This is a genomic window from Paenibacillus sp. Marseille-Q4541, from assembly GCF_018310695.1.
In the GTDB taxonomy this organism is placed as follows: Bacteria; Bacillota; Bacilli; order Paenibacillales; family Paenibacillaceae; genus Paenibacillus.
In genome coordinates, this window is the sequence record NZ_JAGXCY010000002.1 from 168,771 (window position 1) to 181,026 (window position 12,256).

Genomic DNA, 12,256 nt, shown 5'->3' on the forward strand with positions numbered 1-12,256 from the left:
GCACCGTACCTTGATACGGTGCCTTTTCGCTAAATTTTATAATCCCCGCTTAGGGAGTAGCTTCACATATTCATCAGACAATTTCATTAGCTGCATAATATATTCATAGTCTGATTTGTATTTCGCAAAATCTTCAACAGGGGTATAAGTTTTGAGTGAGATCGCCTGACCATCCTCAAACCCAGTACCTGGAATAAACATAATGTCATTGTTGAAGAAAGAACCCGTCGGCAGGTAGTATCTCATGCCAATCACATTTTGATCCACATTCAGGAGATCCTGACCGAACGCGGTGAACTTCGTATCCTGAAGCGAAATTCCTAAAAGATTGCTAACCGTAGGCACGATATCCATCTGTCCACCCACCGTCTCAATCTCTTTCCCTTCCATCCCGGGAACATGAATGACAAGAGGAATATTAAACCTGCTGATCTCTTCATGATACGGAATACCAAGAGCTGACTCCACTTCCTCTGGAGAAGTACCTTGGTTCTGTAGTCCAAAATGATCTCCGTACACAACAAGCACGGTATCATCCCATAGTCCCTGCTCTTTCAGACCATCAATCAGCGTTCCGAGAGCATAATCAGCGTAGTTGAGTGATGTCAAGTATTCACCCAGCGCAGTTCCTTCAATAGAAGCAGGAGTTTGCCACTTTAAGAATTCCGGTTTCACCTTGAAAGGAGAGTGACTTGATGCGGTAATAAACTGAGCATAAAAAGGCTTATTCTGTGCTTTTAAATCTGCTAGTTTATCAACCCCAACCCGAAATAGTTCTTCATCTGATGCTCCCATTTCATTGTAATTGTCATTATTGAAATAAGGTTTGTCATAATACTGATCAAAATGAAGTGCAGGATACATTTTACTGCGATCCCAGAAGCTAACCGAATTTACATGATACGTTTCTGCGGTATATCCTTCATTTTGCAGCAATCTAGGTAAGCTCGGAAGTACACGATCTCCAAAACCAGTAGACATCGCCATCGTGCCGAGCGGATAGATAGAAGTATTGGAAATAAATTCGGCATCAGATGTGTTACCTTGACCAATCTGCTGAAATACATTAGGGAAATAAAGACTGTCTTTGACAAGCTCATTCAGAACTGGAGTGACTTCTTGTCCCTCTACAGTCTGACCTATTGGAAAACGTTGAAAAGATTCCAACTGAACGACAATGACATTTTTGCCTTTCATCGCTCCAAAACCTTCAGGTTTGGAACCCTGTTTACGCTCTGTAGTCTGGTAAGGATATGACGACTTTAGATCGTTCACTTTTTTAATTGTATCTTCCAAATTCCCTGCTGCGATTGCTTTGTTCTCCGCATTCGCTAAAATGGCGGCAGCTATTTGATAATTTAGAAATCCAAGCTCATCTGCGCGCACGGTTTCGTTCTCAATGGTTCCGTCCTTAGCAATTGTCAGTCCGGAGAGGACGATACAAATAGCTGCAACCCCAACAATAGTAATACGGGACAGCTGTTTGGTGTATAAGTTACGTTTACCCTGCAGTCGCAGATAGAACCAGCCGAGAGCCATAAGGATCACATCTGCAAAAAACCAAAAGTGAATCGGCTTAATCAGCATTCCAATGCTTCCTGCAACCTGTGGAACCTGATTCAAACTGAGCAACGTCGTGTAAGTAGGTATAGAACCAAACTGCACATTATAAAGCGTTGCTGCAAACAGAATGACAGAGAAAAGTGTATTTAAACCAAAATAAGCACTACCTTTCCACCTGCGGGGTATAATTAGCTCCCAAATGCTAAGAATAACAAGAATAGCGAGGGCATCTGTACCCAACCGTTCCAACGACAAATCTCTGAATACAAAAAAGCGAAATAGTGCAAACTTTGCCATAAGCAAAATAAATACAACAACAAATAAGGACCCGCGAAGCCCCTTCATCGTTTTTTTCAAAATAATGACCCCATTTATACATAATTTACTTCTATTTTACGAATAACAAGATCAATTATAACACTCATTCAGCCTGTCTTCCATTTCAAATCATGGGAAGACAATCTCGTCATAATAAAAAACACCCAAAAAGGGTGTTTAAGGATTTTTCTTTTCTCAGACTCTATTTATTTTATCTACTATTTAAAAATTATTTTTTGAATGGCAGGCTCTGTTTCGTGAAAAGCTCGGTTTAGTCCTTTTTTCTGAATGTCTTTTTTGGCTACTCTGCGATAGCATAATTCCGTCTCGAAAGAACGACTAAAGGGAGTCGGCGACACCTCTACTGTCATTTCGTCTCTCCAGTTCGCTATAAGAGGTTCATCCCCCTCTTGATTAAGAACTGATGTTTTACCAAATCCTTTTTGAAACCATGGATGTTCTTTTTCTTTGCTAACTCCAGGCTCGTTCATGCAGGCATAAAGAGAGAGATCGTCACACAACTGTAGCAATAGATAATGTTGACTTATCTCAGACTCATCTTTAGCGCCCATTTTCTCCTTCAGCCGCTCCTGCCTGCATATCTCCTCTTGAATAAAAGCAATACTAAACGGGTCCTTCCCGTTCTTAATATCAGGAAATGAAGAGAAATGATAACTAACTAGATAAGCAGCATAAGGATTCACCTCTTCTACTTCCTGAATTCCAACCTGATACATTTTCAGTTTAACTGCGTACGGATAATCCACAAAATAATAAGGTGCTTGCGATACTTCATTCAAGATGGGATCTGCATCAATGCGAATCCATCCTCGGTCGTGTTCATAGATTGCATAAATTACATCCTGTCGGTCACTTTCATGAAAGAAGTATTCAGATTTTAGATTGATTGCGATATCTCCACATAATCTGGCATGTTCATGCTGCTCAATCATAATGAAATGTTCTACTTGTTCTCTTATCACCATACGAGATTTCAACTCCTGTCATCATCTTTGTCTATGATAAGTAACCCAGGCTGGGGCAGGCTCAAACGGATACACATTTAACATTTCCATTTGATAAGGGTCCGTGCTGTCCACTTCGGACTTAAGCTGATGTATTCCGTTGTCTATTGCATATTTTATTTGCTCTCTTGTAACGAGTGTAATCAGATCCAGCTCCTCTGAAGAAGCAACTCCTCTCCATCCCAGCTCCGCCACGAATTCATCTGAGGTCGAATGAAGCATTGCAAATCCTGCACAGCGACCTGTAGTACGATGAATGACTACATAAGAACCTTGTTTGATCACATCCTGCTCATGCAGAAAAGCTTTCCAGCGAAATAGTTCAAAAGCTTCCGGCGGGTTCACACGATGTGTATATTCGTACGTCTTTTTTACAAGTAATGCGAGTTCTTCTTCTCCTTGCTCACTCTTCAGCAGTTCAGATAACTTTAATAATTGATAGTCCGAGTGACGCCTCATTAGTACATCTTCGTCTCTCACATCATACGCTTTTGAGGTTTCAATATGGACATCATAAGTACTTCTGATTTCGTAGAAGCCTTGTTTTACAAGCGCCTGCTTGATTGCAAAATCCGTATCCCAGATAGAAATTTGAAGTGGATATACCACCCGAAGTTCTGAAACCGCTTCCAGAAGCTGCGCTGCAACCAGCTCTCTATCCGTTGATGGCAATACCATAAGCGAAACATATGTGCAAAAAGGATGAAACTGATTATGATATGTAAAAATAATGCCTGCTTCTTTACCTTCCGCTACAGCAACAAAGGCAAATTGCGAATCTGCCGGGTCTTGACGTATCCCATAGCCAGTTATAGCCCGCTCTTTTATCTCTGTATAAAAACGACTATGCTCTTTACAAAAAGGTTCAATTGTAATACTTCGGTACCCCATTCCAGAAAACAAATAAACTCCCTCCGTTATCATATTATTTTCTTTTATCGTATCAAAATAAACAGAAAACCGCCAGAAGGCGGTTTCATATATAACCCAGTATAATGCCGGCTGTCTCTTCAATCGCCTTGTCTGTGACATCGATGACAGGACAACCTAAGCGGTCGAATAACGTATAGGCATATTCCAGTTCCTCCACGATCCTTGCAAGCGAAGCATATTTGGAACCATGGGGGAGGCCCATCACTTTGAGACGTTCCGTACGAATTTTGAGTAGATGTTCTGCATCCATCGTAAGACCAATCACTTGCCCTTGAATGGTCTCATTGAGGGGATCAGGAGGTTTGATCTCAGGTACAACGGGATAGTTAACCACCTTATACCCCTTATGAGCCAAAAAAATGCTAAGCGGCGTCTTCGAAGTTCGAGAAACACCGAGAAGTACGATATCTGCTTTACGAATGGCACTCGTATCTTTGCCATCATCACATTTCACTGCAAACTCGACCGCTTCTACTCGCCGAAAATAATCCTCATCTAGGCGATGAAGTACCCCGGGACGCCGAGTAGGTGAATCATGAAAGGTATCGATAAAAGCCTGCATCATTGGCCCCATAATATCAACAGTTCGAATTCCTAACCGAATGGACTCCTCTTTAATGGCCTCACGCAGTTCAGGCTGTACAAGAGTGTACGCAACAAAACCTGACTTCCTATGCACTTCCTCCATCAGTTCCCTGATTTCATCTTCACTGCGAATTTGCGGATATCGTTTAATCCGAATTTGTAAAGACTCGAACTGGTGCAGAGCAGCACGTACTACCAAATCAGCTGTTTCTCCAAGCGAATCCGAACATATAGCAACAAATTGCATAAATTCCTCCTCCAGCGGCCTATTCTACTGCGATGTGAACGACAAGCTTGGTTATCGTCGTCTTCGAGATCCTGCCCACCACCTCATATCCTTCCTCCGTATTCCACGAACGTATAACCGGAAGACTGTCCACCTCATGATGTATCATTTTCTGAGCTGCTTCAATTACACGATCATCAGGCGTTACAGCAACGAGCTGGGCTACTCTTGTCATCATCATACTAATAGGGACCTCTGATATGTCCTGATTTCCTAGCGTCATCTTCAGGAGGTCCTTGCGAGATAGAATACCTGCTAGTCTCCCCTCATTGTTAATGACTAGCAGGGTTCCCACATCCTCCAGAAACAGGGTGATTACTGCTTCGTGAATTGTGGCGTGCTCATAGACCACGACAGGGACGCTTTGCACATCCTTCACTTTCAGATCATGAAGTGCGGTTCGAAGAGGCTCTCGAACTGTCAAACGCTCACCTGGAAAGTATCCCACCTTGGGTTTGGCAGATAAAAATTGGGTCATCACAAGAAGGGAAAGATCTCCCCGGATGGTCGGTTTGGATAGATGAAGCTGTTCTGCAATTTGATCTCCAGTAATCGGTGTTTGACTTTGTACGATTTCAATAATTTGCTGCTGACGTGAGGTAAGTTCGATTTCTTTCACCCTCCGGCATGTTTGATGTTCCGTGCTCTCATGCTGTTGTAGAAATATGGATCACAGCAGGTTTATCCGCAGCATTTCTTAATGACAAAATTTGTGCCTGAGCTGCCGCGATTCGGGCAAAAGGTACCCGATAAGGAGAGCAGCTTACATAATCTAGCCCGATGTCATGACAAAAGAAGATAGAGTCTCGCTCCCCTGCATGTTCACCGCAAATTCCGGCGATAAGGTCTGGTTTTATCGATCGCCCTTGTTCAAGAGCAATACGAATCAGTTCACCAACCCCATCCTGGTCCAGTACTTCAAAGGGATTGGCAGGCAAAATCTTTTGTTCTACATAATGGCTTAAAAACTTACGTTCTGCATCATCTCTGCTATACCCTAGTGTCATCTGTGTCAGATCATTTGTACCAAATGAGAAAAAATCGGCATGACTTGCAATTTGAGATGCAGTGAGTGCTGCCCGAGGGATCTCAATCATCGTGCCAACCCGATAAGGACAATTTTTCAGTTCTTCTCTAAGCACTTGTTCTGCCACTCCATCCACCAGTTTACGAAGGACAGATAACTCGCTCGCATGGCCAATCAGCGGAATCATAATCTCTGGGGCAACTTTGATTCCTCTATGGATACACTGTAACGCTGCCCGGAATATAGCTTCGATCTGCATATCATAAATTTCAGGGAAAACGATGCCGAGCCTTGCTCCTCTCTGCCCTAACATGGGGTTCGACTCTTTCAGCTCTTTTACCTTCTCGATCACGCGATCTACTTTTTCCAGTTCATCCGTATCACCGTCGAGTGTAATCATATTCAAATGTTCTCTTCTTCCTTCAAGAACTTCTAGTTTAGGCAAAAATTCATGAAGCGGCGGATCAAGCAATCTAATTGTCACGGGAAGACCATCCATCTCTATAAAGATCTGTTCAAAATCAGATTGCTGTACTGGTAATAACCTTTGCAGCGCTTCCTGACGTTCCTGATTACTGCCTGCTACAATCACTCTTTGTACGAGCGGAAGTCTTGATGGGGACAAAAACATGTGCTCTGTACGGCATAAACCGATACCCTCTGCGCCCCATGTACGAGCGAGCTTAACATCCTTCGGATGATCGCTATTCGCGAACACTTTCATTTTCTTCACTTCATCTGCCCAGTCCAACATCCGTGTTAATTCTTCGGATATTTCAGGTTCTCTCAGTTCGATCTCTCCGGAATACACTTTCCCTGTTCCGCCATCGATTGAAATTAAGTCACCTTCCCGAAAGGTATGTTCAAAACAAAGGAGTTCTTTCGTCTCTTCTCGGAGTTCTAGTTCTTCGCATCCGCATACGCAAGGTGTTCCCATCCCTCTTGCAACAACAGCCGCGTGGCTAGTCATTCCTCCACGTAGAGTAAGGAGGCCTTCAGCAGCAATAACTCCGTGTATATCTTGTGGGGTCGTTTCTCTTCGAACCAAAATCACTCGTTTTCCGAGTGAAGCCCATGATTCCGCTGTTTCTGCATCAAAAACGAGCTGTCCGCTCGCCGCTCCCGGAGATGCGGGTAGTCCGTTTGCTACAATTTCATCTTCTTCCCTAATCTGGATCGATTGATGGAGAAGCTGATTCAGATGCTCCGTTTCAATTCGAAGAAGTGCATCTTCCTTCGAGATAATGCCTTCCTCTGCATAATCAACCGCCGCTTTGAGCGCCGCTTGCGCAGTTCTTCTGGCGTTTCTCGTTTGTAATATGTACAATTGCCCTTTCTCAATCGTAAATTCAATGTCCTGAATATCACCATATAATTCTTCCAATTGAGAAGCAGCTTCATGAAGCTGTTCGTATACAGCAGGCAAGGTCTGCATGAGATAAGTAATACCAAGTGGAGTCCTTGTACCTGATACGACTTCTTCCCCTTGAGCAGCGGGTAAATACTCTCCCAACATCTCATTACCGCCAGTTGATGGGTTCCTTGTAAAGAGAACACCCGTGCCGCTCGTTTCATCCAGATTTCCAAAAATCATTTCTTGGACGCTCACTGCAGTTCCTTGATCATCTGCTATTTTATGGACTTTCCGATATACCTTTGCCCTTGGATTCGACCATGAACGAAAAATGGCCCTTACGGCATCAATTAACTGTTCTTCTACATTTTGCGGGATCGATTTTTTGGTACGATGAAGGACAACCTGTTTGTATTTAAGGATCAGTTCTTCCAGCCTCGCTTCCGCCAACTGTCCGATATGATCTACTTTTGACTCTTGATTAACCTGCTGAAGAACTTTGGTGAATGCATTATTTTCGATATCCAGTGCGACATGACCATACATCTGAATAAATCTTGCATAACATTCCAGGGCAAATCTACGATTTCCTGTAACTAGCGCAAGTCCTTCTACTGTCTCATCAGTAAGACCCAGATTAAGAATCGTATCCATCATACCAGGCATAGAAGTGACCGCTCCCGAACGAATCGCGAGTAAAAGAGGATCAGATGGATCACCAAAACGTTTATTTGATTTGTCCTCAATAACCCGAAGTGCAGCTTTAATTTCATCAATGAGTGTAAGCGGGATATGTCCAAGGTGCGTATAATAATCTCTGCAGGAAGCTGTAGTAATGGTAAAACCATAAGGAACCGGTAATCCGGCATTCGTCATCTCGGCAAGATCAGCACCTTTACCGCCCAGCAGTTCGCGCATGGATGCATTTCCTTCATGAAACAGAAATACCCGCTTGTTCGTCATTGTATCGCTCCTCGTCCTAATTTCCATTATTTTCAAGTTATGCTCAGCCAATATATTACGTCACGAACTACAATCGGTCAATATATAATACGTCACTATAAACAACCTAACGAAACACGGCTAAATCCCCTTATATCATGCAAATTTCAGCATAACAAAAAGCCGCCTAAAGGGGCGGCTTGGTCTACATTTTGTTTTGATATGAACTCTTTTTATGAATAACAGCTTATATAGAACATCTTAATTAATGTTTCAGTGTGAATTCATATTGTCTGATTCATTCGGAATGCCCTCTCTGTCAAGAAACTGACGGATAGTGCTACTGAGATAGGCAATTCTAGGTCGCAATAAGATTTCTTCCGGTTTACCTTTCAAGTACAATGTAAGCTCATTCGTTTCATTATATTGACGATATCCTTTGATCTGATCGAAGGTGTAAAAACGCGTCCCCCACTTGATGCCGTGAGTCCCCAAATAAAACCGTGTAACAAAATAATGTACGATAAAAGCGATGATGAACAACGCATATTTGATCAAGCCTGTACCTGTAATAAGGTAAACTCCCCCTAGAATAAATACAAGTGTGGTCAGAAGCGGTTGTTGTTTTCCCTGACCATCAAACCAAATTTGTCCCACTTTTTGGCGAAGCCATAGACTATAAATGAGCGCTCCGGCAGACAAACACAAATAAATGACCAAACAAATGACCTGATACGATAACATGTACTCACTCCTTGCGGCTGCTGATATTCATGGATTTTCTGTCTTTCCTCATTGTACTTGCTATGTACAAAAAATGTACAGGTTTTTCCAATCGTCTAAGGTCTCTCAAAATGAGAAACGGCAGCTTAACTTCACTTAGGAATCCACCCTAATAAAAAAAGGCCAATCCCAGTTCATATTTCAACTGAGATCAGCCATAATTGCATCTATTCTCAAGCTCCTGCCCAAACATCCTTAGCATATTTACCATTTGATTCGAGTTCAGATAACCATGAAATCGCATCTTCTTCGCTTACACCATGTTTGTTCTGATAAGCTGTTATCAGCGTTTGTTCCACATCCGGCGCCATTCTCGTACCGTCACCGCAAATGTACATCTTAGCTCCTTGTTCCAGCAGACCAAGCAGTAACTCCCCATCTTGTTTCATCAGATGTTGAACATAACATTTATCCTGACCGTTCACTCTTGAGAAAGCGGTATGAAGCTGGACAAGTCCATCTTGTTCCGCAGCTACTAACTCTTCTTTATACAGATAGTCATGTTCCGGATTTCGACATCCAAAGTACAGATGGGCTTCGCTTAAGTTTGCGTTTTGCTGTTGTAATACTCTTCTGGCCTGAATGAAACCACGGAATGGAGCAACCCCGGTACCCGGTCCAATCATAATAATAGGAGTCTCGGTCTCCTCAGGAAGATGGAATCCCGATTCTGGAGTCCGAACAAACAGGAAGACTGCTTCGCCTGTTTTCAGTCCTTCCAGGTAGTTAGAAGCGATCCCCTTATACTCACCTTGACCACTCCATGCAGCATCCCTTACTACACTCACCGTAATACTAACAGTATCAGCACTCACCTTAGGTGAACTTGATATCGAATAGTATCTTGGTTTCAATGCAGGCAATAGTTCCATGAAACGTTCAAATGACAGTTCACAAGCTTCATACTTTTCTAACAGATCTAGCATCGTAATTCGTTTCCCTCTGATTTCCGTCTGATAAATATCATCTTCGAGCATAGCTGTCAGTTCTTTCGCATGAGGAGGACATACGGTATGCGCTGCAAGCTCGCGAATCTGAGCACGGGTTGCAGGTTCTTGAAGCTCCACACTTCGTGATAACAGATCGTCAAGACGAACCGGAGTTCCTACTGGCAAATGAGCACTGCTTCTTCCGCTGGCAGATAGAACAAGGTGACTGCTTCCTTGCAGAGCAAACCGTTTCAGCACTCGCTGTACCAGAACATCAGGATTAACAGGTAAAATGCCCAGATGGTCTCCTTCCTGATAAGTCACACCTTCTGGCAATGCAATCTCAATATGCTGCGTTATTCTACCGCTATCTGCATTTTGCAAATTCAGACTGCCTACTACACGCCCTAGATCTGCATGGTATGTCTCTACCAAAGGTACAGCGGCTACTCCGCTGACATACTTCACTTTTAGACTGCTGCCTTTCTTCTTGTTGCTTTCTTCGAGTTTAAGATCAAGTGCTTGCATCAGATCTGGCCACAATCCTTCTGTCCAGTCATCCACTTCCTGTTCGAAATCACCACTCGCATCACTTTCACCCCTGCTTAGAAGACGAGTTGCCCCTTTTGACTTAAGTGTTTCATCAATCAATCTTGGAATACGTTGATAAGTACTGGCCCAGTTGTGATCCCCACAGCCGAATACAGCATAACGAACCCCTTCCATCTCAGACGGTTCAGCTGACTCAATCCACTCGATGAACGATTTGGCATTAGAAGGTGGCTGACCATTGTAGGAAGCAGAGACGATAATTACGACACCCTCTTTAGGCAGTTGGCCTGCGTAATCATCCATTGGAGCAACATTGCTGTCAAACCCTTGATATTTGGCATGATCGGCAACTTCACGAGCGATCCCTTCCGCGGTACCGAGGTTTGATCCATACAGTACAAGCATAGGCGTATGATGAGCATTCTCCGGCAAAGATTCGGTTTCCACCGTTTCCAAATTGTCGTCTTGAGCGATAGATGCCGTAGCCCCTGGGATCATAAGAGCGGCGTTGTTCCCTCTACTGCGAACCTTCACATGGAAATCTTCCGGTTTCAAAGTTAAAGTTTCTTTGACTTTAAGCTCATAATTGCCATCATCTATAAGTTCGAAATGTTTCACAACCATACCGAGTACGAGCGTAGCTTCCTGAAGGGCAAACTGCTGTCCAATACAGGCTCTTTGGCCATTACCGAAAGGTTTATAAGCATCGTGCGGCACCTTGCTCGGGTCAGCGAATCGTTCCGGCTTGAATTCCTCTGCATCGTCTCCCCATACTCGGGTATCCCGGTGCAACTTAGGAATGAGAACTGTTACACTATCGCCCTTTTTCATAGGATACTTACCACCTATTTGGGTCTCCTCTTTCGCATACAAGGAAAAAGCAGGAGCAGTTGGCCACAGTCGCAGCGCTTCATTCAGCACCATCCGAGTATACTTCAGATCCCTGACCTGATTGTACGTTGGTACCGGGTCTTTCAGTACCCGGTCTACTTCCTCAACTACCTTTTTCAATTTGTCTGGATTTTTTATCAGGTAATAGATTGCAAAAGACAGGAGACCACTTGTCGTCTCATGGCCCGCAATGAGGAAAGTAATAATCTGGTAGCGGATATTTTCAGAATCCAGACCTTCCCCAGTCTCGGGGTCTACCCCTTCTAACATATAGGACAGTAAGTCGCCACTATTGCCACTGCCATGTTCCTTTCGCTCCTTAATCAGATTATCTACCAGGTTAAACATGAACTCCGTGTCTTCTTGGAATTGCTTCTTCTTCTTGACCATAAACATTTCCTGAATACCGAGCCTGTGAAGCTGACTCATCCCTTCGTCCAATGCACGAACCATACTATCGATAAAAGGATGATTGTCTTCTCTATAAAAACTATTAAATCGGTATTCAAAACCGCACAGACCGATCGTATCGAGTGTAAGTCTTGTCATGTCACCCGGGACATCGACGGTTTCATCCGGATTTAATCTTGCCCATTTCTGAATCAGCTGAAAAGCAATATCAAGCATCTTGGTGTGGTACCCTTGCATCGCCCGTTGACTGAAACTGGACAGCAAAATATTATGCGCTTTTTTCCAGTTCGGTTCGTACGTTCCGCTCGTAAACAAGCCATCTCCAGCAAAAGGACGTACATTTTGTAGTGGAGCCCATATTCTTTTGTCAAAACGTTTCTCGTCACTTGCATCCTTTACGAATTCATGACCTGATATATACAGCTCCTTGCGCCCAGCAGGATATTGAATTTGAAAGATGGGACCATACTCTTCTGCAATTTTGGATAGTGATTGTATAGGCGCATTTCCATCGATGAGAGGTAGATTCCCCAAAGGTCCATATGTTTTGGGTTGTGGTATTTGAACAGATTCTGTCATTTTGTTTCCCTCCGTTATCCTATATTTCTGTTTATTTTCACTTCAACAGAACTGACTGACCATTATAGTAAAACGGTC

General features: G+C 43.3%; 8 protein-coding genes. All 8 read right to left on the bottom strand.

Going from position 1 to position 12,256, the window contains the following annotated elements; genetic code table 11:
- Positions 1–36 precede the first annotated feature (36 nt).
- The 8 genes from KFT32_RS03440 to KFT32_RS03475 all read right to left on the bottom strand — a co-directional run bounded on the left by KFT32_RS03440 (position 37) and on the right by KFT32_RS03475 (position 12,178).
- Positions 37–1,920, bottom strand: a complete 1,884-nt coding sequence (locus tag KFT32_RS03440; protein ID WP_349304849.1) for an LTA synthase family protein — start codon at positions 1,918–1,920, stop codon at positions 37–39.
- Positions 1,921–2,099: 179 nt separating this feature from the next.
- Positions 2,100–2,867 (bottom strand): DUF3891 family protein, encoded by a 768-nt coding sequence (locus KFT32_RS03445; protein ID WP_211745725.1) that lies wholly within the window; start codon positions 2,865–2,867, stop codon positions 2,100–2,102.
- Positions 2,868–2,888: 21 nt separating this feature from the next.
- A complete protein-coding gene (locus KFT32_RS03450) occupies positions 2,889–3,809 on the bottom strand; it encodes a hypothetical protein (protein ID WP_211745726.1) in 921 nt (306 codons plus the stop codon).
- Between the two features lie 73 nt (positions 3,810–3,882).
- A complete protein-coding gene (locus tag KFT32_RS03455; RefSeq protein ID WP_211745727.1) occupies positions 3,883–4,671 on the bottom strand; it encodes a pyruvate, water dikinase regulatory protein in 789 nt (262 codons plus the stop codon).
- Positions 4,672–4,690: 19 nt separating this feature from the next.
- Positions 4,691–5,329 (bottom strand): transcriptional regulator CcpN, encoded by a 639-nt coding sequence (gene ccpN / locus KFT32_RS03460; RefSeq protein WP_211745728.1) that lies wholly within the window; start codon positions 5,327–5,329, stop codon positions 4,691–4,693.
- Between the two features lie 28 nt (positions 5,330–5,357).
- Positions 5,358–8,054 (bottom strand): pyruvate, phosphate dikinase, encoded by a 2,697-nt coding sequence (ppdK, locus tag KFT32_RS03465; RefSeq protein ID WP_211745729.1) that lies wholly within the window; start codon positions 8,052–8,054, stop codon positions 5,358–5,360.
- A 252-nt stretch (positions 8,055–8,306) separates the two neighbouring features.
- Positions 8,307–8,777 carry a hypothetical protein gene (locus KFT32_RS03470; protein WP_211745730.1) on the bottom strand — a complete coding sequence of 157 codons (471 nt, stop codon included), beginning with the start codon at positions 8,775–8,777 and terminating at the stop codon, positions 8,307–8,309.
- A 212-nt stretch (positions 8,778–8,989) separates the two neighbouring features.
- A complete protein-coding gene (locus tag KFT32_RS03475) occupies positions 8,990–12,178 on the bottom strand; it encodes a bifunctional cytochrome P450/NADPH--P450 reductase (RefSeq protein WP_211745731.1) in 3,189 nt (1,062 codons plus the stop codon).
- Positions 12,179–12,256 lie beyond the last annotated feature (78 nt).

Excerpts from the sequence above, each read along its gene's own strand:
- KFT32_RS03445 (WP_211745725.1), bottom strand. The coding sequence starts at position 2,867 with ATGGTGATAAGAGAACAAGTAGAACATTTCATTATGATTGAGCAGCAT.
- KFT32_RS03455 (WP_211745727.1), bottom strand. The coding sequence starts at position 4,671 with ATGCAATTTGTTGCTATATGTTCGGATTCGCTTGGAGAAACAGCTGAT.
- ppdK (WP_211745729.1), bottom strand. The coding sequence starts at position 8,054 with ATGACGAACAAGCGGGTATTTCTGTTTCATGAAGGAAATGCATCCATG.
- KFT32_RS03470 (WP_211745730.1), bottom strand. The coding sequence starts at position 8,777 with ATGTTATCGTATCAGGTCATTTGTTTGGTCATTTATTTGTGTTTGTCT.
- KFT32_RS03475 (WP_211745731.1), bottom strand. The coding sequence starts at position 12,178 with ATGACAGAATCTGTTCAAATACCACAACCCAAAACATATGGACCTTTG.